A 21,356-nucleotide genomic window follows, 5' to 3' on the forward strand; every position below is an offset into this window, starting at 1 on the left:
GCCTAATTTAAAGGCTAAGGTGTAATCTCGTTGTGTGCGCTTACGGCTTGAGTTAATTGATGTTGTCATAAAGAAATCCTCTTTATGTCAACGTATTTCAGGACGAGACAGAGATAACAAAAAAGCCTAGCGAATTCACTAGGCTTTTTGCGTTTAGGAATGAGGTGCTAATGCTCAGACTGACTGTTAATGCTTAACATCTGTAGATTGGGCCTAACCTAATTAAATATGAGTAATTAGCTGTAAGCGCATCGATTTTAAGCATTTTGTCCATATATCTTTACAGCTTATTTGACTGGTATTTAACACAAATGCGCCGCTAACCACTTCTAAGGAATAATTTTTTCCTGTTTCAGCACAGCTTTCGTAATGCTTTGACGCAACCCTAAGCCCTCAGCGGAAGGCATATCCATATTGGTCGCGAAGAACCACACATTGTCATCCAGTTCGACCCAGCCAACCCACCAACCGATTTTCGGTTCAATTCTGACCGAATAGCCAGTTTTCGCTCGGATAATATAATCGGCATTTGCCTCGGTCAGCATGGCTTGTTTGACGATGCGCTGACTACGCTCAGAAACGTGCAACTTGTTGTGGTAGAGCTTGCGTAAAAAAGCGATTTGCTGGGTAGCCGAAATGCGAATACCACCATCGAGCCAAAAACTGTCTAAATTGCCCGAGATATCCTCATTGCCATAATCGAAGGCGTGCAGCATTTTACTCATACGTGCCTCACCAATTTGGCGGGCAAATTCTTGATAAACAGGCACAACCGAGTACTTCATCGCGGTGATTAAATCATGGTCGCGATTCCATGCGGCGACATCTCGCGTCTGTCCATCCCATTTAAAGACTTGATGCTCATCCTTAACCACACCTAAGTCCAAGGCAATTAAACTGTTTGGGATCTTAAAGGTCGATGCAGGTAAAAATGCTTGGTTTGCCCGTTTAAGATCGTTAGTAAAACCCTGCTGTGTATTCTCGTTCCAAAGCACAACCACGCCTTGGGTTTTATGTTCGCTAAAGTGAGCATTCCAGCTCTTGTTCTCTTGCCACTCCTTCGCCACCGCAGGCATGCCAATCATCGTTGTCACCATCAACACAGCCGATAAGGCTAACGCACGCATAATGTCCCCTTGCCTAATGCAATAAATCCATAAAAATTAGGCGCTAAGAGTAGCACCGTCTTGGCGGGCTTTCCCTAGCAAACTGCTGACCAATTGTGGCAAAAATAAGGCAGGCACTTATCCCCGCGTTTCTAACTACTCAACACTGATTAGCGCCCGCGCACCGACCTCAATATGCAAAACAGGAATAAGATCCTCGAATCACTCTAGGTAAACTCTTATACTCAAAACAATCATTGTGACTTTTTGGCATAAGTTACCTCCTCTCTAGGATGAAGCAAACCCAAACGCCTTAGGAACATCGCCCTTTTCCAGCAAAATAAGTGATTAAAATAAAAAGGAAACGCCAATGTTAAAGCCCAGCCTCGTTTTTATCCTCGCCAGCACAGTGGCGCAAACCGCATCTGCCGTACAACTCCTTGGAGATGTGGAAGTTTCCCGCGTTCCCACTGCAGAAAAAACCATGGCAGAAGTGGTCAACCGCTATCAAGCCTTGGACGAAGGCTTGGCGACTCAGCTTTCCGCACAGAAGAATGAACGCGATGCAACCCAACTTGCAGCCCGCCAAGGGCATAGGCTGTGGCAACAGGCGGTGCGTGATGTGCAGTCAGGGCACTTTGACGACAGATCCCTCTACTGGGCTCGGCTCTCAATGTTAAATAGCATCAAGAGCAATAGCGCCAATTTCAAAATGGCCGATTGGCAACAGAACATTTTAGCCAGCGCCGTCGAAAAGGCATCACGCGGTTTTAGCGATATCCAATACGGCGACGATGTGCAGATAAAAATCTTCCTGACAGGATTCGACCCTTTCTTCCTCGATAAAGACATCAGCCAGAGCAATCCTTCAGGCTTGGTCGCCCTCGCCCTCGATGGCTTTAGGTTTGATATCAACGGCAAGAAAGCCCAAATCGAAACCGCAATGATCCCAGTGCGCTTCGAGGATTTTGACCAAGGCATTATCGAATCCTTACTCAGCCCCATTTACCGCGATCCTAAAACCCAGTTTGTCTTTACCGTCAGCATGGGCCGCAGTGACTTTGATATTGAACGCTTCCCCGGCCGTAACCGTAGCGCCGCCGCGCCGGATAACCAAAATCTGTACACAGGCGGAAGCAAAACCGCGCCTGTCGCCCCCAAACTCAATGGTAAAGACTTTATCGGCCCTGAGTTTGTTGAGTTTTCACTGCCCGTCGCCGCCATGCAGGTCAAAGACGGCCAATGGAAAGTCAACGACAACCATACAGTGACCACACTAGCTCGCGGCGAATTTAATGCCAGCTCCCTAAGCGAGCTGCAAAATGAAACCTCGGTCGAAGGTTCTGGCGGTGGCTATCTCTCAAACGAGATTTCTTATCGCGCCATTGTGTTACAGCAAAAGTTCAACAGCCCAGCCAAGGTCGGCCATATCCACACTCCAAGGGTGAAGGGCTACGACAATGCCACCGAACAAGCCATCGTCGAGCAAGTGCGTACTATGGTGATGCAGGCCGCCGCTAGCCTGTAACAGTCGCATTACTGGCATTGTCAGCAAGCGTTCGTTATGATGCGAACGCTTGCAAGTCGCCTTGAATGAGGGCTCTGAGCATGTGAGCTTTGAACTCAGCAAATCGTAATAGATGTCGTGCGATAGCTAGATGAGTTGTTTAATTGATGCTTTGCAAAATAAGAGTTAACGCCTAAGTCTATGTTTAACCCGAGATCCCTACTCAATAGCCTGCGCCGTAAAGCCACCTCATCCGCAAGTATCACCTCAGCAACGGCGGCTAACTCGACCACGCCACAACGCCAGCCCAAACCGCTGACACCCCTGCAGCAACAAATCTTGGTACGCATCGAAGACTGTTACCAGCAGGCGGAAATCTACTTTAAGCGCCCATTTGCGCGGCCGCTAACTCAATTTACCCTGCGGGGACGGAGTGCGGGCACGGCCCATTTGCAACAGAATCGCCTGCGCTTTAATCCCGTATTACTCAGGGAAAACAGCGAAGCCTTTTTAGCCGACGTGGTGCCCCACGAAATAAGCCATTTGCTCTGTTTCCAACTCTTTGGCAAAACCAAGCCCCATGGCCGCGAGTGGCAATCCATCATGCTCAAGCTGTTTAAGGTGAGCCCCAATACCACCCACAGTTTCGATACTCAGTCGGTTAAAGGGAAAGACTTTGAGTACCACTGCGCCTGCGGTCCGGTTAGGCTGAGCATCCGTCGCCATAATAAAGTGCTGCGTGGTGAAACCCGTTATTTATGCAAACGCTGCCATACCCACCTCACCTTTATCGAAGCCGCCGAATAATCCACCATACACCAAATCCTCCGCCAAAAGTACGAGCGATTTGCATAAGGCGCGGTATTTCCCTTACCATTCAGGCATAAGAGACGAGCCACAGGCTCGCGTAGTACAGATTACTTTTTGGGATAAATATTGAACAACTCCAAGATAGCCTTAAGGTCTCGGCAAGCCTTGCTGTGCCTATTCAGTTGGCTGGCGGTTTCGGCCTCAGTCCACGCCTCTCCTTCACACCCCAATAGTTTTAGTCAAGCCAAGGTCTTGTCCCAATCTTTATATCAAGGCAGTCGTCAGGGCACCTTGCCCGCGGTCAGTTTTTATTGTGGCTGTGATATCCAAATAAAGGGCAAATCCTGGAAGCCAGATCTCAACAGTTGCGGCTATCAAGTGCGTAAACAAGAGACCCGCGCCAACCGCATCGAGTGGGAACATATAGTCCCAGCATGGGAATTTGGTCACCAATTACAATGCTGGCAAAAGGGTGGCCGTAAAAACTGCGCCGATAACAGCCAAGAATTCAATAAAATGGAAGCGGACATGCACAATCTGGTGCCCGCGATTGGTGAAGTGAACGGCGATCGCAGCAACTTCCGTTTTAGCCAATGGAACGGTAAGGCCGACCAATATGGTCAATGCACTATGGTCATCGACTTTAAGAATCGCCAAGCACAGCCGCCCGTCAATGCGCGTGGCAAGATTGCCCGTACTTACCTGTATATGCAGCAAACCTACGGCCTTAAAATCGCCTCGCAACAATTAAAATTGTTCAAAGCATGGGATAAAAGCTATCCAGTTGATACTATTGAATGCAAACGCGATAACGCCATAGCGCAGATCCAAGGTAATCATAATCCCTTTGTGCAGAATGCCTGCAATGCGCCGCCACTGCGCCAACAATTAGCCGAATAAGGTCGACAATGAGAGTTCCAAGAATTTATCAACCTCAACCATTAGCCGTAAATCAACAGCTGAATTTAGATGAGGATGGCGCAGCCCATATTGGCAAAGTGTTGCGTATGGGCAGTGGCGAACACATTAGCCTGTTTAATGGCGATGGTAATGATTATCTTGCCGAAATTGTCGATGCGGGAAAAAAATCGGTCACGGTAAAAGTGCTCTCCAGTGAGGCTAATCCATCGGAATCGCCCCTCAACCTGCATTTAGGCCAAGTGATTTCCCGTGGCGATCGGATGGAGTTCACCATTCAAAAATCCGTTGAGCTAGGGGTGAATACCATTACACCACTGTTTTCTGACCGCTGCGGCGTCAAGCTCACGGGTGAGCGTCTCGAAAAGAAAATCCAGCAGTGGCAAAAGATTGTGATCAGCGCCTGTGAGCAATCTGGCCGTAGCCAAGTGCCCATCGTTCGCCCCGCCATGGAATTACAGGAATGGTGCAGCGAACCGACCAGCGCACTCAAACTCAACTTGCACCCAAGGGCGCCGCACGGTATCAATGGCTTAGACTTATCCCATACCCGTGTACGCCTGCTGATCGGCCCCGAAGGGGGATTATCGGCGGAAGAAATCGCCATGACGGAAACCTACCAGTTTACCGATGTGTTACTCGGCCCCCGAGTGCTGCGCACCGAAACCGCCTCGCTCACGGCGATTACCGCGCTGCAACTTAGATTCGGTGACTTAGGTTAAATCTAAAATGGTTAAACGCCAGCGGGTAACACACTGGCTGGCGAATCGATTACTGGCTAATCCATAAATGCTTTTTGCCTGCGACGGCAATCAATAAGGAACAGATTAATGATAAAACTCGGCATAGTGATGGACCCCATCAGTGAGATCAACATTAAGAAAGACTCCAGTTTTGCCATGCTAATGGCGGCGCAGGAAAGGGGTTACCAACTGTTTTATATGGAAATGGCCGACCTCGCTATGGTCAACGGTGTTGCCATGGGCAATATGCGTCCATTAAAGGTTATCAACGATGCCAATAAATGGTTCGAACTGGGCGACGCCCAAGATACGCCGCTGAGCGAGTTGAACGTGGTGTTAATGCGTAAAGACCCACCGTTCGATACCGAATTTATCTACGCCACTTACATGCTAGAGCGCGCCGAAGAGCAAGGCGTGCTGATTGTGAATAAACCGCAAAGCTTGCGCGATGCCAACGAGAAGCTATTCACCGCATGGTTTAGCGAATTTACGCCAGAGACCATAGTGACCCGCGATGCTAATCGCATCCGCGCGTTCCATCAAGCCAAGGGCGACATTATCCTCAAGCCATTAGACGGCATGGGCGGCACCTCGATTTTCCGCGTTAAGCAGGACGATCCTAACCTTGGGGTGATCATCGAAACCTTGACCCAATATGGCAACCAATACGCCATGGCGCAGGCCTTTATTCCTGAAATCACTAAGGGCGACAAGCGCATTCTGGTGGTGGACGGTGAGCCCGTGCCCTACGCCTTAGCGCGTATTCCGAAAAAAGGCGAAACCCGCGGTAACTTGGCCGCAGGCGGCAGCGGTGTTGCCCAGCCGTTATCGGACTCAGATTGGAAAATCGCCCGCGCCATTGGCCCAGAGCTGAAAAAACGCGGCCTGATATTTGTGGGTCTGGATGTGATTGGTGACAAGCTGACCGAGATTAACGTCACTAGCCCAACCTGTATCCGTGAAATCCAAGCGGCATTCGATGTGGACATTACTGGCATGCTGTTCGATGCCATCGAAGCCCGTCTTGCCCAGTAAGCTTGTACACCTACAAGATAATATTATTCATTGAAGGCGCCCACAGAGCGCCTACGACTTCTAGGGATCTGATATGAGTTTCACCAAAGCGCCACTGTTATTGCTTGGTATGAGTTTATGGCTCTCCACCTCCGCACTGGCAGTCGAAGCAGGAGCGAATGAGACTGGCCCAGTAAAAGCCCCCTCACGCCCGAAAAATATTGTGATCATGATTGGCGACGGCATGGGGCCTTCCTATACCAGTGCCTATCGTTATTACAAGGACAATCCAGATACCGAAGAAGTCGAACAAACCGTCTTCGACCGTTTATTGGTTGGCATGGCGAGCACTTATCCCGCCAGCGTCAGTGGTTATGTCACCGACTCGGCCGCCGCCGCGACTGCCCTCGCGACAGGAGTCAAATCCTATAACGGCGCCATTTCGGTCGATACCCAAAAACAACCACTGCCTACCATTTTTGAAAAAGCCAAAACCTTAGGCTTGAGCACGGGTGTGGCGGTCACGTCGCAAATCAACCATGCCACGCCAGCGGCCTTTTTATCCCATAACGAGAGCCGTAAAAACTACGACGCACTGGCATTAAGTTATCTCGAAACCAACGCCGATGTGTTTTTAGGTGGCGGGCAAAAGTACTTTCCTCCAGAGCTGTTAGCCCAGTTCACCGCCAAGGGTTATCAACATATTACCCGCTTTGACGATCTGGCCAGCATTACCCAGCCTAAAGTCTTGGGTCTGTTTGCCGAGGTGCAACTGCCTTGGGCTATTGATGAAAAAGATGCTAAAAAACTCAGCACCTTGACTCAAAAAGCCCTCAGTTTACTGTCGCAAAATGAGCAAGGTTTTGTGCTGCTGGTCGAAGGTAGCCTTATCGACTGGGCGGGACACAACAATGATATCGCCGCCGCCATGGGCGAAATGGATGAATTTGCCAATGCGATTGAAGTCGTCGAACAATTCGTACGCCAAAATCCCGATACCTTAATGGTGATCACCGCCGACCATAATACTGGCGGGTTATCGATTGGCGCCGATGGTAACTACAACTGGAATCCAGAGATCCTACGTAATATCTCGGCAAGCTCAGATACCTTAGCCCAAGCCGCTCTTGGTGGTGACACTTGGCAAGCCGACCTATCCCGTGGTTTAGGCTTTGAATTGACCGAAGAAGAAGTGACTAAGTTAAATGTTGCCAGAATGCAGGGCTTAGAAACCATGGCCGTTGCGATTCGCCATGTGATTGATAAACGTACCGATACGGGTTGGACTACCGGCGGCCACACGGGGACCGACGTGCAAGTCTTTGCCGCAGGCCCAGCCTCTGAGTTGTTTAACGGTCATCAAGACAACACAGATATCGCCAATAAGATTTTTAGCCTGTTACCTAAGCCTAAAAAGCCAAAAGCCACCGCACAGGTATCGACTCCAGCTCCAGCACCAGAACTAGCACCAGTGCAGTCTCAGGGCTAATTTGCAGCGATTAGCAAATAATCGCCCAAGCAAATATCGCGCTGGCTAACAGATAAAAGGCAACCGTGCTAACACAGTTGCCTTTTTTATTAGCTTTCATTCCGCACAGTTTCGAGTGAGGGCTGTTTTACGGCATCACTTCAGTCGGCGGCATGCAGGCTGGCTCGTAGCCGAATAAGGGGTATAATGCCCGCACTTATTTTTTACGGTAGCCATGCAGTGTTAACGAATCCATCGCAAGTCATTATCCGCAATCAGGAAACCCTGAGCCAACATAAAGTCTTAGTGCTAAACCATGAGGCAGACTCACTGCCCAAAGCACTGCTCGATGTCGCCCAGTCCGTCGATGCCCTCGCCTTGGATTATCACCATTACCTGCATTTAGCGCCGCAGGCTAATGCCAAACTGCGCTGCTATTTTGGCCATCAACTGCCCCACCAGGATAAGTACGACACTGTGATTGTGTACTTTCCTAAGGCTAAGCCGTTAGCGCCCTACTTGTTTAATCTGGCCGCTCAGCATTTAGTGGCAGATGGTCAACTCCTAGTCGTGGGTGAGAACAAAGGCGGGGTTAAATCCTTAGTCAAACTGTTGCCGAAATACTTTGCCACCGGCGTCAAACTCGATAACGCGCGCCATTGCCTACTCTTTGGCAGCAGCCTAATCGATACTGCGCCCGCGATTAAACTCAGCGATTGGACTAGCCAGTATCAACTCGCCACCCCGCAGGGCAATATCACTATCTGCAACTTAGTCGGTGTGTTCAGCGAGAAGCATTTAGACCAAGGCACAGAGCTATTGCTGTCGCATCTGCCAACGCTCTCTGGGCGAGTACTGGATTTTGGCTGCGGCGCTGGCGTCATTGCCGCTGCGCTGTTAAAGGCACAACCAACATTGTCGCTAGAATGTATTGATATCAATGCCATGGCGCTGGCCTCCTGCGAACTTACGCTGGCGGCAAACGGCATGACGGCCAAGATCTATCCCTCCGATGGATTAGCGCAAACCAGTGGAAAATTCGACGGTATTATCTCCAATCCCCCGTTCCACGATGGCCTTGCCAGCACGACCAGCATTGCCCAAAGTTTTGTAGCCGATAGCGCCAAGCAATTACAATCTAAAGGGATTTGGCAAATCGTCGCGAACCGCCACCTACCCTATTCGGACACCATCGCCGCCGAGTTCGGCCAATTAACCGTGCCAGCAGAGAATAACAAGTACAAACTCTATTCCTTCCAACAGGCCTAATCTTTCGCCCCGCTCGCTTGTGAGTGGGGCGCCCTTACTTAAATTCAGTGCCCATTGCCTCCGCGGCTAGGTTTAACACCCTCTTGGTTTGCCCTTGCGCGCACGCCTCTAACACAATCATATTATTTGGATTTTTGGATCGGCATCTATATGATGAAGCGCGAATATCTGTATGAATATGAGGTTAAAAGGTTTGAGCAGATTTAGCTGGTTTAACTCACTACGATACCGACTCACCTTCTTTTTCGGTGGGATCAGCCTTATTTTCTGCCTCGGTTTTACCAGTTATTTATCCTCCATCACCTCAGATAAACTACTCAATGCTTATGCCAATCAATTAACCATGATTGGCAGTTCAATCGAAACAAGTATCTCGAATAATATTGATGAGCGCGCCCGTGAGATTTCACTGTTAAGCAAACGCACGCTATTTTCAGGCACGCGTGCCGATTACCCACGGATCCGCCAAAACTTAGACCACATCAAAGCATCCTACGAATACTACTCTTGGCTCGGCTTTGCCGATATAAACGGCATCGTCCAATACGCTGCCGACGGCACACTCGAAGGCCACGACGTTTCCAAACGCCCATGGTTTATTAGCGGTAAGACGGGTGTGTTTATTGGCGATGTTCACGACGCCGTATTGCTCGCCAAGGTATTAAACATCGATAAAAATGACCCGCTGCGTTTAATTGATTTTGCCGCACCAGTGTTTGATACCGATAACAACTTGCTTGGCGTTGTTGCCACCCATTCAAACTGGAAATGGGTTAACAGTGTTATTGAATCGGCGCTAGCAAGGAGCGAGCAGCAAACAGGAATAGATGTGCAGATCCTAAGTCGTGACAATGGGATTTTATATCCGCAAGTATCGGCCAATCAGTCCATTCCTCAGGATTTGCTCCCCAAAGATAACAGCAGCCAATTGATCCTATGGCCAGATGGTCACGAGTATCTGACGGGCGTCACCCCCCTAAAATCTACCTTAATGGATCCGTTAGGTTGGCGCATTGTCGTTCGCATCCCGAAAAATATTGCCCTGCAAGAGACCACCGAACTACAACGCCAACTTCTCTGGGTGAGCGTCATTGCGGTCTTGCTGTGCCTGTGGTTTGTCTACCGCATGTCGATTTCAATGAGCTTACCGCTCGAGCGATTAATTACCGTCACCAGAGAGATCCAAGCGGGCAAAGAGCAAGTCAAATTCCCCAAATCGAATGGTTTGATTGAAATCTCATTCTTAATTGATGCCATTCAAAAGATGACCTTCTCGCTATTGAGCCATGAGAAGAGCTTAATGGAAATGAATCAGACCTTAGAAAATAAAGTCTTAGAGCGCACCAAAGAACTCGAATCGGCCAATCAAGAGCTTGAACGATTAAGCCGACGAGATCCCTTGACGGATCTTCACAATCGTCGTTCGGCCGCCGAACATATCGACAGCGAATTTACGAGACTTAAACGCTTTGGATTGGCTTATTCGATCCTGATGGTGGATATCGACCATTTCAAAAAGATTAACGATACCTATGGGCATGAGACGGGCGATATTGTGTTAGTCGAAGTCGCTAAGTTATTAGCGCAATCGGTACGTAAAGCCGACTTAGTCGCGCGCTACGGTGGTGAAGAGTTTTTAATCATACTGACAGGCACAGAAAGTGCAGACGCCCTAGTGATGGCCGAAAAAATCAGAGCCACAATCGAGATGACCGAACTGACCATGGTTAAACATGTCACAGCCAGTATTGGCGTATCCTGCGTCGAACAAACAGACCAAAGCGCCTATGACGTCGTCAGACGCGCCGATAGCGCCCTTTACCTAGCCAAAACCACTGGCAGAAATAAGGTTTGCACTTAATCAACGCAGTTAAAGCAGAAGGTAAAAGCTTATTGATTAGAATGCCGCGTTTATATGGATATAAAACGCGGCTATATTTCATGTTTCGGCTCGTTAGCTCAATCGAAAACTCCAGTTCCTGTTCCATAAAAATTCTCACCTATTTGCCTACGTTTGGCCCTGCTATAAATCGACTAACAATGTATGGGTATAGTCATATTTAAATTGAGGTATTTTTGAATAATTTGAAGACAATATCAGTGCGCATTAACTCCTACTGCAAAAAATAAAATTCTATAAAATCAACTAACTATAGAGACCGACATTTAGTTAATAGGTTTGAAAAACGCACATGCGCGTTTTTCCAGATGGATTACTTATATGAAAAGCGGCAGAAAGCTGATAAGTTCTTTGCATACAGATAGTTAACTGTACGCGTTTTCACTGATCCAACGAGGTAAACGCGCATGCGCATGAATAAAATGTTATGTGGGATCGCAGAGAAACGAGCATGGATGAATATTCCAAGATCGAAAAGTACATAGTAGCGAGTGATGTTGGTGCTGATAGGGATGGGTTCGGAATAGAGATTTATTCTGGCAACGAGATGCTTCTGGAGGTCTTTCGAGATGACACCAAAAAGACCAGAGAAGTTACCCTTTACAAAAAGGAACTCGATCTTGAGCTTGTAGAGCAAGCAATCGCATTATTCAAAAAGGAAATCCCGTGGGAATTTCAAGAATAACATCGGCTTGCAAGTCGCCACATAACAAAGCCCAGCAGTTTGCAGCCTTCGGCTGCCAGACTCGCTACGCTCGCCGCTGTGGGCGGCGTTAGGGATCCCAATTGGCTCAGGTGTATATGGACGTTAAAAAAGAGTTATCAAGAAAAGGATTTGTATTTATTCCAAAATGGAATGTAAATCAAACAATTAATGAGCTGGCAGGTAATCTTGGTAGCATTGTTAAGATTTCAGATTACTTAAATCATTCGATGATTTCAGACGCTCAACTAATAAGTCCAAAAGATAAGGATAATGCATTAAAGAATCAATATAGTGGTGAGTTTGGTTTAGATGCTTTTCCGTTACACACAGACCTTGCTCACTGGAGTCAGCCTCCTAATTATCTAATGTTAAGGTGTATTAAGGGAGATGAGAGAGTGGCAACTAAAATTCTTCCTCTTAACATTATTAAGGATATCTTGGAACAACACGGAATACGTAGGTCTGTTGTCAAGTCGAGAGGTAGAAATGGTTGTTTATTTCCGCTGCTGTTCAACGTTAATGGGGAATGTTTTATTCGTTGGGACTCTTATTTTTTAGAGCCAATTAATGAAAATGCTAGAGTAATACGTAAATTGATGTTGACTAGAGAAGTTTGGGAGCTAGCGATAGATGTGTACTTGGTAAATTTTGGTGATACTCTAATCCTTAATAATCACGCAATTCTTCATGGTCGATCGAATATTCCATCCAATTTCACTGAACGAAAAATAGAACGGATTTATTTTAATTAGAGTTATACACATGACAAATAAAACAATAGTTAATCCTTGGAGTTCTGAATCACTTTTTGCCAAATCATTAACTTATCTACAACAAATGGAAGCAAGCATCGCAGACGATTGGCAATATGGTTTGTGGTCCTCATTAAGTCTTGAATTATTAGCGAGAGCAGCGTTATCAAATATATCGCCAGTACTGCTTGCAGATTCGAAGAACTGGCGAAACATTAATTTTGCTTTAGGTAATGCACCAACAGCAAAAATGTTTAATCCAATATCGATCTCAACTAAAGAAGTTTTAGCTAGGTTAACAGAATTACTGCCAGAGTTTACTGAAGAAATGGCTGGCTTTTGTTCTAAGCATACTGATGATCGGAATGCTGAACTGCATTCAGGAGAGGTTATCTTTGGTCAAAATGGAACGTCGCGTTGGCTTCCTCGCTTTTACCAGTCTTGCGATATATTGCTTAAGTCAATGGGGAAAGCGTTGGAGGATTTCGTATCTGATGCTAACAATGCAAAATCGTTAATTAAGTCACTAACTGACGACGCATCAAAAAGTGTTAAGCAAGATATATCAGCCTACTCTAAGGTTTGGTCAAATAAATCAGATGACGAGAAACAAGCCTTGGTACTTCAGGCAACAGCTTGGGCAACAAGACAATCTGGTCACAGAGTTGAATGCCCGTCATGTAATTCTGTTGCGTTAATACATGGCTCACCTGTAGGCGCTGTATCAACTGAAATTCATGATGGGGATGATGAAGTAGTACAAAGACAGTCTATGTTGCCATCTAGTTTCGAATGCATTGCATGCGGTCTTAAGATTTCTGGTTATTCCAAGCTATCGGCATGCGGACTTGGAGATACTTTTTTAGCAAAGACGATATATACCCCTGCTGAATACTTTGGCTTATATACCGAGGACGAGTTGCAGCAAGCAAAAGATGAGGTTGAAGCATCTTATACATATGAGCCTGATTTTAACGAATATTAAGCCCTAACAAGGAAAGCACTCGGTTGTCAAAAGCTTCGCTTCTGCCACAGGTGTTTGCGGCGTTAACCTCTAGAGCAAGTATGAAGCACATTATGAGTAAAAATATCGGCATTGAAGAATTTAAAAATAGATTCTCAGAAATCAGAGAATCCTTTCTGGATTCATTAACAGCAGCTAGCGAAGGTTATGAGAACGTAAGATACCTTGCTTGTGATGAAGATGGAGCACCTATCAACTGGGTGTGGGACGACGAAACCTTCAGCCATAACAAGGAAGAAGGCTCGCTTGAAGAGGCAATTCAATTTGCCAATAACATGATAGATAGCGGCATGTGTTTCTCCTACATGGGGTGTTTATCAGGCTCCGGTGAGCTTGAAGTTTGGCTGACCACTTTTGAATCTCCCATAGAAAAGCCGACATGGCCAAGCAATAAAGCCCCCCTATTTGAACTGACTCATGGGGGGGTAACACAAGAATAGAAAGGGGTAATCAAATGTTAAACCATAGAATGTTGAATCCTGACCCTGCGATTTATGCCTAACCCCACGAATGGAAGCAAAGCACCTAGCCCACTTTACTTCTAAGTTAGATTACTCGAAGATTTTAACGCGCCGCCCCATCTGGATAGAAACCTTCCCCTTAAGAACACCACAATAAAGTCGCGCTCCCAAGCCGAGCACTAGCGGCTATCTAGGTAAGATTTTTATGGTTTTGTGAACGCTATCAAATGCAGTAAGCGCTAAATTATCGAGGGTTTTACCCCTGTGGTGTTGTCCCTAACATACGGGGCAGCGTTGTAAAGTTTAATTTTTTGTTACATGCAAACATTGCGCAGTTTTAGGCTCATGCTGGCACACAGGCAAAAAACCAAAGATAACACTAAGTTACCGCCTATAGCTCAGATAAAAATCTATTTAAAAATCAACACATAGACTATAAGCAACAAAACGCCAACATTTACATCTTTTCGTGCCGAAAAGGCTTCTTTGAGCAAAGTTTCTACTGTTATACTCAGGTTAGCTACTAAAACAAAAATAAAACAAATGGATAGGAAGTGCTCTATGTTGGCCCCTGAACTTCTTGAGCTAAGCAGCGATAAAACCAAGGCGGAATTACGCTTAATTCCGAATGAACACGGTCCCATTACCCGTGATGATGTGATGCGTTTATTGTCCGTGCCAGAGTTCGCCGCCCTATTCCCCCTCGAGCCTGCGATAGATAAAGTTATCGCGCAAACCAATTCCCTATGCCATCAAGAAGATGGTAAATACGAGCTATTTGCCGTATTGGCAGAGCGCCGCGATGGCAGCGTAAAAATTGAGCTCAGCCAAGATAAAATGCAAGCCACCATGATCTTAACCGCCCCTTGGGGAGGTAAAGCCGTCGATTTACCCGAAATCCTCACGCAGCTTAAAAAAGACAATGTTTGCATGGGCTTAAGCAAGCTTAAGATCCAAACCTTGCTGCAAAAAATGACCAAGTTAAAACCGGGTGAAAGCTGCCAGAGTGATATCGCTCAAGGTAAGGCCGCGATCAATGGTCAAAATGCGGTGCTGGAGCGTAAGGTTTCCCTCGCCCGTGAACGCCTATTGCAGCCGCAGGAGCGGGAAGACGGCACTGTGGATATGCGTAATCTCGGGGCGATGATCATGGTTAAGCCCAACGATCTGCTAATGATTAAGCATCCCGCGACCGAAGGGTCTCCCGGCTACAACATTAAAGGCGAAGTCCTTAAGCAAAAACCGGGGAAAGATCTGGTATTACAACCCGGTACTGGTACCGACTTCCACCCGAAAGACCCCAATAAACTCATCGCTACAGTGGCAGGCCAACCCGTTGAAACCCGCACGGGCATGAATGTCGACGATGTGTTGCAGCTTAAAGATGTGGATATCAGTACCGGCCATATCAACTTTAAAGGCAGTATTTTAATCACGGGCGATGTACACGAAGGCATGATGGTTAAAAGTTCAGGCGATATTACCGTGATGGGCTTTGTCGATTCGGCAACTCTCGAGGCCGATGGCGATATTACGGTGAGCAAGGGCGTGATTGGTCGCCAAGTCAGAGTGAATGAGTTCTCCACCAATATCACGGCTCAGGGGCAGATCAGCGCCCAGTTCGTGCAATATTCCCAGTTAACAGCAAAGGGTAATATTCTGATCACTAAGCAATTACTCCACAGTAATACCAAAACCGCAGGCACGCTCACAGTAAGCGATCAGAGCGGCCGCCGTGGTGACTTAGTGGGTGGTGTCGTGCATGCCGAAAAAGGCCTCACCGCCGTCGTGATTGGCGCAACAGCAGGCACCAAAACCGAAGTGTACTGCGCCATGGAACAGGGCGAACTCAAGCAGAATCTCAAGCAGCTGGAGGAGAGCGTGCATGCAATGGTGGTAGCGACGCTGGATATCGAGGCTCGCCTGAAAAAACTGCCGCCGAAATCCGAATGGCAGAGCGACCCTATCATGATCGAACAGATCAAGATGATGCTCGATGAGAAGAATCGCATCTTAGGTGAACGTTCCCGCGAAGAATTAGAGTTCGATAGCCTCAAGCAAGAAGTCGAAACCTACTACGACAAGTATCGTATCGATGTGATTAAGCACGTATTCCTCAATGCCGAGTTCCATATTGGTCAAGCCAATCACAGAACCACCCGCGAACATGGCACTTGCTCAATCACCAATCTTAATCAAGAGATTAACTTCGATTACAACGCTAAACCTAAGGCGCAAGCGGCAAGCCATTAACGGGGCAATCATCCCCCCCGCTAAGGGTTCATTCCATTGAGTGAACTCTTAGCGTGAATGCTTTGCCTGAATGCTTTGCTGCTCGCCGTGTGCCCCCATTTACGCAGACTTGCCAGAGAAAATCCCCCAACGCCTTTCATCTTCGCCTAGGTCGGTGGCATACTGACCTCAATACAGCCCTTTAGCGCAGACTCTGTCGGCTAAAAGGCTAAGCACATAACAAGCCTACGGGATTGCGCATGACTCAAGTGAAAATGGCAGACATTGAATGGCCTGCGGTAGTCAAACTCACTCAAAATGACGAACTACTCTACCTCGCCCATCAACGGGATTGGTTAGAACTTGCCTGCCTATATCAGCATCAATTTGTCGACACGGATCTGTTACTCGACAGTCTCGGTAACCAATATTTGATCCGCGCAACTCCAAGCACCATTCATGAAGATCCCATAGGCGAGCTGCCTAAACTCCTCAAACAAGAGCAAAAATTGCCACTTACTGACTTTATCAAATGGGTACAAAAGCACGCCAATGCCATAGGCCAGTGCTGCGTAGCTAAGTTAGCCTTCACCACCTTGGCCCAAGGGATGGAAATCGTTCGCAGCTTAGATGACTAACCCAGCTCAAAGAAATCGCGAGCGATCACAATAAAAATTAAGATGATCCTAAAAGCTAATATCCTCAGTCACATTTCACAGGCATAATTTGTCACACACGGCTCAGGCCGTTTTGCCCAAAGCGATTGATATTTATATGCCAAATTATCGCTGGGCATCATTCGGATACACATACAAACGGACCCTAAATTGGAACTACTTAAGATTGACTGCTTAGGCAAATCGCTGCGTTTGGAAGGCTCACTCGCAGGTTGGCAACAACTCTTTTGGGACAATACCTTAGTCTCACAAAAAGCCGCATCGGTCGAAAATGGCGGCCTCAAAGTCCATGAATTTGAACTCACCCAGCACCAGAGCCAATTGGCCAGCGATACCGGCGAAACACAGGTTTTAGAACACAAAATCCAAGTACGCCTCGAGACCGATGTGGTTTGGCAGCCGTTTCGATTCGATTACCGCCTGCTGGTCGATGAGGAAGTGATTGCCCAAGGCACTCGCACGGAGAAAGATATCGAGCGTCAAACCCCAGAAGTCCCCGTGACTAATCCACAAAAAATCAGTTTTGTCGGCTTAGCCTCCCTCGGCTTTAAGCTGCTCAAGAGTGCCAAAGTGATTAAAGTGGTGCTCGCAGGGGCGAGTGTAGCGGCCTATTCTTGGCTGTTTTCCTTCCAATTTGCCTTGGCGCTTATCGCCTGTTTGGTCTTCCACGAATACGGCCATATCCGCGCGATGAAGTATTTTGGGATGAAAACCAAAGGGATTTATCTCATCCCCTTTATGGGCGGACTCGCGCTGAGCGATGAAAAGATTAACACCCGCTGGCAGGATGTGGTCATCTCGATTATGGGGCCAACCTTCGGCCTGTTGATGTCGATAGGCTCGCTTATCGCTTACCACATGACGGACAATGTCTTCTTTGCGGGGCTTGCGGCCTTTAACGCGCTACTTAACCTGTTTAATTTATTGCCGATTTTACCCCTCGATGGCGGCCATATTTTAAAGAGCATTAGCTTCTCGATGAACAGCATCATGGGCTTAATCGCCTGTGTGATTGGCGCCGCCTTTGGGGTGTATATCAGCTATACCTTAGGCCTTGCCCTGCTCGGTTTCCTATTGCTTATCGGTAGCTTAGAGATAGTGTTCGAGTGGCGTACCCGCCATCAAAGCCACCTATTGCCGCTAGACAGATATGGGCAGATTTTCTCGACCATTTGGTATCTGGTCACCGTTGCCGCCTTGGTGGGCATTATCTGGCACTTAGCGGGCACGGGCGATGATATGTTAAGCCTGCCACTGCATATTCTGCGCAGCTAATCTGACTCGCATTAAGATAAAAGCGAGATAATAAAACCGCGATAGCCTTAGGCATCGCGGTTTTTTATTTATTAATGATTCAATTAGTTATCCGCTAACGGCGGCGCGATATCGCTCCCACCCAAGGCTTGGTAGAGCGTCGCTTGAGCCGTTAATTGGTTATAGCGATTCTCCAGCAATGCGGCTTCGGCGCTGCGGCGATTCTCCTGCGCATCTATCCAATTTTGAATGCCGATAGCACCATGGCGATATTGGCTCTCATAAATGGCTTCGGCCTGGGCGGCGGCGCTAAATTGCTGCTCAAGCTTCTCACCTTGGTAAGCGTATTGCTGCTTGGCCGAGATGGCGTTATCCACATCCTCGAAGGCGCTGTAAAGGGTTTTACGATAGCTCACTATGGCCGATTGATAGTCGATATCGGCAATATCATTGTTGATTTGCATTTGATTCCATTGCAAAAAAGGCAACACTAAGCCCGCGCCTAAACTCCCCACGGGATTGCGCAATAACTCTTTTAGCTCTGAGGTCGACTCCCCTACGCTGCCAGTCAAACTCAAGCTTGGGAAGTAACTGGCATAGGTCGCATCCTTACTGGCCAGCGCCGAGCGCAATTGATACAGGGCCGCCTTCACATCGGGACGACGGCCAACCAAGTCGGCGGGAATGCCGACGCCAACCTCAGGTACCGCACTGTCCGGCAATTGCTTGATCTCAACCGCCACTTGCCCCGGTGCGCGATTGAGTAAGATCGCCAGAGCATTTTCGGCCTCAACCAACTGTTGCAGCAGTTGGCTGTGGGAGGCCTCTTGCCCCGCTAAACTGCGTTGGGATTCGAGCACATTCAGCTCAGTCACGGCGCCCGAGGCAAATTGGCGCTGGGTTAACGCCAGCGTTTGCCGACTGTGTTCAATACTCTTATTGCTCAGTTCAATCCGTTGATGCAGATAGCCAATCTGCCAATAGAGCGACGCCGTCGTCGCAACGAGACTCTGCGCCGTGCTCTCCCGATCTTCGAGACTTGCCAGCGCCGTCCATTGAGCTTGGTCGATATTGGCCGACACTCTACCCCACAAATCCACCTCATAGCTTACCGACAGGTTCGCCTGAAATGCCTTGCTCGAACTGCCGCCATCCAGCGGTTTATTCACAGACGCCGTATTATTGGAGCTGAGCTGTGGATACAGATCATCCCGCGCTAACCCCGCCTGTAAACGCGCCTTTTGCAAGGTTAAGGTGGCGAGCGTCAGGTCATTATTGCTGCTGAGCACTTGGCTAATCAGCTGATCCAATTCGGGTTGATTAAACTTCTGCCACCAAGGGTCTAGGCTGACTTGACCATTCAATTGGGTATGCTGCCACTGCTCTGGCACCTGTAAAGCGGGCGGCTCAAAGTCGGAGCGCATCAGCGCGCCACAACCCGAGAGCAGCGCAATGCTGATGGCAATCACGCTGAGTTTGAGCGTTGAACCGACACGGCAGCTTAATTCGTTTTGATGCGTTAAAACTCGATTATTCATTCAGTTACTCTCTCGCTAGGGCATCAACAGGGTCTAAACGCGCCGCATTACGAGCGGGCAGGAAGCCAAACAACACCCCTATTAAGGTAGAGCAGGCGAAGGCGGCAACAATAGAAGTCGTCGAATAAATCATCTGGAAACTGCCTCCCGCTTGGGCAAACACCACGCCAATCAGATAGGCCAAGGCCACCCCAAGCGCGCCGCCACACAGGCAAACCAACACGGCCTCAATTAAAAACTGCCGCAGAATATCACTCTGGCGCGCCCCAACCGCCATGCGAACACCAATCTCGCGGGTGCGCTCGGTCACCGACACTAGCATGATATTCATCACCCCAATGCCACCCACGACGAGAGAAATCACCGCAATCGCCGAGATTAATAGCGTCATGGTCGCGGTGGTTTTCTCGATATTCTGGCGAATGGTATCCGTGTTAATGGTGAAGAAATCCTGCGTGCCGTGGCGCATCTTCAGCAGACTAATAATGCCCTGCTCCGCCGCATTACTCGGCACCGACTCATCTAGCCGCACGGTAATGCCATCTAAGTATTTTTTGCCTACCATACGGCCAGAAACCGTCGTGTATGGCACCCACACATTGAGGGCATCGCTGTTACCAAAGGCGCTTTCCTTAGGCTGAGTCACACCGATAATCCGCACTGGCAAATCCCCGAGGAAGATCACTTCCCCAATGGCAGAATTCATAGCGCCACTACTGTTAGGGAACAGCTGTTTACGGGTGTTCTCGTCGATCACCGCATCTTGGGCTAACGCATTAACACTGTCATCGTCCCAAAACTGTCCTTGGGCAAGCTCATAGCCTCGAACGCGGAAGAACTCTGGCCCCACGCCATTCACAGTCGCCGTGACCGCCTTATTGCCATAACGCACAGTCGCACTCGAGCCAATGCTCGGGGTGACGCTATCGACATAGGGCAAGTTTTTCAGTGCATTAGCATCGCTTGCGGTCAAAGTTCGCACCCTTGCCGAGCGCCTATCACCAAAGCCTGAGCCGGGGCGAATGTCTATGGTATTGGTGCCCATCGAACTAATGCTCTTTAAGATTTCCCGCTGCGAGCCTTCACCCAGCGCCACCACAGACACCACGGAGGCGATACCGATAATAATCCCGAGCATAGTTAAAAAGGTGCGCAATCTATGGGTCGACATCGCCAGCAGCGCCATTTTCAGGGCTTCGGCATATCTGTCCCATGCCGCCACGCGGGCGCGCGCCTTAGTCTTGGCGGGGATCGCTTCGGTCTTAGGCACAGGCGCAATATTTGAGGCGGGATTAGGCTCATCGCTGATAATCACCCCGTCCTTAATCTCGATAATACGGTCGGCATGCTGGGCCACATGCATATCGTGGGTCACGATAATGATGGTCTGGCCCTCGCGGTGCAGCTCCTGTAACAGCCGCATCATTTCTTCGCCGCTGTGACTATCTAAAGCGCCCGTCGGTTCGTCGGCGAGGATCACATCGCCACCATTCATCAGCGCCCGCGCCACACTCACCCTTTGCTGCTGGCCGCCACTGAGCTGATTCGGCTTATGGTCTAGGCGCTCACCTAAACCCAAGCGCGATAACAAGCTTTCCGCCCGCTCCCGACGCTCTAAGCGATCTTTACCCGCATACACGGCGGGCACTTCGACGTTACCCACGGCATTGAGATCGCCAAGCAAATGATATCGCTGGAAAATAAAGCCAAAATGCTCGCGCCTCAGCTTTGCCAGTTCATCCACATCCATCTGCGAGGTATCTTGGCCATCGATAAAGTACGAGCCCTTTGAGGGTTTATCTAAACAGCCCAAGATATTCATCAGGGTCGACTTACCCGAACCCGAGGCGCCGACAATCGCCACCATCTCACCACGGGCGATGGAAAGATTAATATCTTTGAGTACAGTCAGTTGTTGCTCACCCGCCTGAAAACTGCGGTAACAAGCTGAGACTTCCAGTAATGGCTTACTCACGC

Annotated in this window: 18 protein-coding genes and 1 pseudogene; 15 read left to right on the forward strand and 4 right to left on the reverse strand. The window is 48.5% G+C overall.

The genetic code is table 11. The annotated features are described in order from the left end of the window. A pseudogene (locus L2713_RS03875) lies at positions 1 to 69 on the reverse strand (valyl-tRNA synthetase); the annotation flags it as partial. Positions 70 to 329: 260 nt separating this feature from the next. Then, a complete protein-coding gene (blaOXA, locus tag L2713_RS03880) occupies positions 330 to 1,127 on the reverse strand; it encodes an OXA-48 family class D beta-lactamase (RefSeq protein WP_248967001.1) in 798 nt (265 codons plus the stop codon). Between the two features lie 349 nt (positions 1,128 to 1,476). Here blaOXA and L2713_RS03885 point away from each other — a divergent pair, with 349 nt between their 5' ends. The 15 genes from L2713_RS03885 (at position 1,477) to L2713_RS03955 (ending at position 17,862) form a co-directional block, all read left to right on the forward strand. Continuing rightward, complete coding sequence (locus tag L2713_RS03885; protein WP_248967002.1) at positions 1,477 to 2,634, forward strand: PA0049 C-terminal domain-containing protein; 1,158 nt, start codon at positions 1,477 to 1,479, stop codon at positions 2,632 to 2,634. A 180-nt stretch (positions 2,635 to 2,814) separates the two neighbouring features. Beyond that, positions 2,815 to 3,420: a SprT family zinc-dependent metalloprotease gene (locus L2713_RS03890; protein WP_248967003.1), complete on the forward strand. Its 606-nt coding sequence runs from the start codon at positions 2,815 to 2,817 to the stop codon at positions 3,418 to 3,420. 126 nt (positions 3,421 to 3,546) lie between these two features. Further along, positions 3,547 to 4,323 (forward strand): endonuclease EndA, encoded by a 777-nt coding sequence (gene endA / locus L2713_RS03895; RefSeq protein ID WP_248967211.1) that lies wholly within the window; start codon positions 3,547 to 3,549, stop codon positions 4,321 to 4,323. An 8-nt stretch (positions 4,324 to 4,331) separates the two neighbouring features. Next, the gene (gene rsmE, locus L2713_RS03900) at positions 4,332 to 5,063 is read left to right on the forward strand and encodes a 16S rRNA (uracil(1498)-N(3))-methyltransferase (RefSeq protein WP_248967004.1); all 732 of its coding nucleotides are present in this window, start codon (positions 4,332 to 4,334) and stop codon (positions 5,061 to 5,063) included. 108 nt (positions 5,064 to 5,171) lie between these two features. Further along, on the forward strand, positions 5,172 to 6,119 hold the full coding sequence (gshB, locus tag L2713_RS03905; protein WP_023266854.1) for a glutathione synthase: 948 nt from the start codon (positions 5,172 to 5,174) through the stop codon (positions 6,117 to 6,119). Between the two features lie 73 nt (positions 6,120 to 6,192). Further along, complete coding sequence (locus L2713_RS03910; RefSeq protein WP_011627190.1) at positions 6,193 to 7,587, forward strand: alkaline phosphatase; 1,395 nt, start codon at positions 6,193 to 6,195, stop codon at positions 7,585 to 7,587. Positions 7,588 to 7,806: 219 nt separating this feature from the next. Then, positions 7,807 to 8,835 carry a methyltransferase gene (locus L2713_RS03915; RefSeq protein WP_248967212.1) on the forward strand — a complete coding sequence of 343 codons (1,029 nt, stop codon included), beginning with the start codon at positions 7,807 to 7,809 and terminating at the stop codon, positions 8,833 to 8,835. Positions 8,836 to 9,028: 193 nt separating this feature from the next. Continuing rightward, the gene (locus L2713_RS03920; protein WP_248967005.1) at positions 9,029 to 10,696 is read left to right on the forward strand and encodes a sensor domain-containing diguanylate cyclase; all 1,668 of its coding nucleotides are present in this window, start codon (positions 9,029 to 9,031) and stop codon (positions 10,694 to 10,696) included. Between the two features lie 490 nt (positions 10,697 to 11,186). Beyond that, positions 11,187 to 11,420: a hypothetical protein gene (locus tag L2713_RS03925; protein ID WP_248967006.1), complete on the forward strand. Its 234-nt coding sequence runs from the start codon at positions 11,187 to 11,189 to the stop codon at positions 11,418 to 11,420. A 101-nt stretch (positions 11,421 to 11,521) separates the two neighbouring features. Beyond that, complete coding sequence (locus L2713_RS03930) at positions 11,522 to 12,193, forward strand: TauD/TfdA family dioxygenase (RefSeq protein ID WP_283105205.1); 672 nt, start codon at positions 11,522 to 11,524, stop codon at positions 12,191 to 12,193. A 10-nt stretch (positions 12,194 to 12,203) separates the two neighbouring features. Further along, entirely contained in the window at positions 12,204 to 13,178 is a 975-nt protein-coding gene (locus L2713_RS03935; protein WP_167373531.1) for a hypothetical protein, read from the forward strand. Between the two features lie 92 nt (positions 13,179 to 13,270). Continuing rightward, entirely contained in the window at positions 13,271 to 13,657 is a 387-nt protein-coding gene (locus L2713_RS03940) for a hypothetical protein (RefSeq protein ID WP_248967007.1), read from the forward strand. A 582-nt stretch (positions 13,658 to 14,239) separates the two neighbouring features. Further along, positions 14,240 to 15,931, forward strand: a complete 1,692-nt coding sequence (locus L2713_RS03945) for a flagellar assembly protein A (protein ID WP_248967008.1) — start codon at positions 14,240 to 14,242, stop codon at positions 15,929 to 15,931. A 239-nt stretch (positions 15,932 to 16,170) separates the two neighbouring features. After that, on the forward strand, positions 16,171 to 16,548 hold the full coding sequence (locus L2713_RS03950; protein ID WP_011718244.1) for a DUF4144 domain-containing protein: 378 nt from the start codon (positions 16,171 to 16,173) through the stop codon (positions 16,546 to 16,548). Positions 16,549 to 16,737: 189 nt separating this feature from the next. Next, on the forward strand, positions 16,738 to 17,862 hold the full coding sequence (locus L2713_RS03955) for a site-2 protease family protein (protein ID WP_011718245.1): 1,125 nt from the start codon (positions 16,738 to 16,740) through the stop codon (positions 17,860 to 17,862). Positions 17,863 to 17,945: 83 nt separating this feature from the next. On the opposite strand, the gene L2713_RS03960 is transcribed toward L2713_RS03955, so the two are convergent. Continuing rightward, on the reverse strand, positions 17,946 to 19,379 hold the full coding sequence (locus L2713_RS03960; protein ID WP_248967009.1) for an efflux transporter outer membrane subunit: 1,434 nt from the start codon (positions 19,377 to 19,379) through the stop codon (positions 17,946 to 17,948). A 4-nt stretch (positions 19,380 to 19,383) separates the two neighbouring features. Next, the gene (locus tag L2713_RS03965) at positions 19,384 to 21,354 is read right to left on the reverse strand and encodes a MacB family efflux pump subunit (RefSeq protein WP_248967010.1); all 1,971 of its coding nucleotides are present in this window, start codon (positions 21,352 to 21,354) and stop codon (positions 19,384 to 19,386) included. Positions 21,355 to 21,356: the final 2 nt, after the last annotated feature.

The organism is Shewanella seohaensis (assembly GCF_023283775.1).
Lineage (GTDB): Bacteria > Pseudomonadota > Gammaproteobacteria > Enterobacterales > Shewanellaceae > Shewanella > Shewanella seohaensis.

Bases quoted from the DNA above. Each gene is read 5' to 3' on its own strand.
- blaOXA (WP_248967001.1), bottom strand. From the start codon at position 1,127: ATGCGTGCGTTAGCCTTATCGGCTGTGTTGATGGTGACAACGATGATT.
- L2713_RS03885 (WP_248967002.1), top strand. From the start codon at position 1,477: ATGTTAAAGCCCAGCCTCGTTTTTATCCTCGCCAGCACAGTGGCGCAA.
- L2713_RS03890 (WP_248967003.1), top strand. From the start codon at position 2,815: ATGTTTAACCCGAGATCCCTACTCAATAGCCTGCGCCGTAAAGCCACC.
- rsmE (WP_248967004.1), top strand. From the start codon at position 4,332: ATGAGAGTTCCAAGAATTTATCAACCTCAACCATTAGCCGTAAATCAA.
- gshB (WP_023266854.1), top strand. From the start codon at position 5,172: ATGATAAAACTCGGCATAGTGATGGACCCCATCAGTGAGATCAACATT.
- L2713_RS03910 (WP_011627190.1), top strand. From the start codon at position 6,193: ATGAGTTTCACCAAAGCGCCACTGTTATTGCTTGGTATGAGTTTATGG.
- L2713_RS03925 (WP_248967006.1), top strand. From the start codon at position 11,187: ATGGATGAATATTCCAAGATCGAAAAGTACATAGTAGCGAGTGATGTT.
- L2713_RS03935 (WP_167373531.1), top strand. From the start codon at position 12,204: ATGACAAATAAAACAATAGTTAATCCTTGGAGTTCTGAATCACTTTTT.
- L2713_RS03940 (WP_248967007.1), top strand. From the start codon at position 13,271: ATGAGTAAAAATATCGGCATTGAAGAATTTAAAAATAGATTCTCAGAA.
- L2713_RS03945 (WP_248967008.1), top strand. From the start codon at position 14,240: ATGTTGGCCCCTGAACTTCTTGAGCTAAGCAGCGATAAAACCAAGGCG.
- L2713_RS03950 (WP_011718244.1), top strand. From the start codon at position 16,171: ATGACTCAAGTGAAAATGGCAGACATTGAATGGCCTGCGGTAGTCAAA.
- L2713_RS03960 (WP_248967009.1), bottom strand. From the start codon at position 19,379: ATGAATAATCGAGTTTTAACGCATCAAAACGAATTAAGCTGCCGTGTC.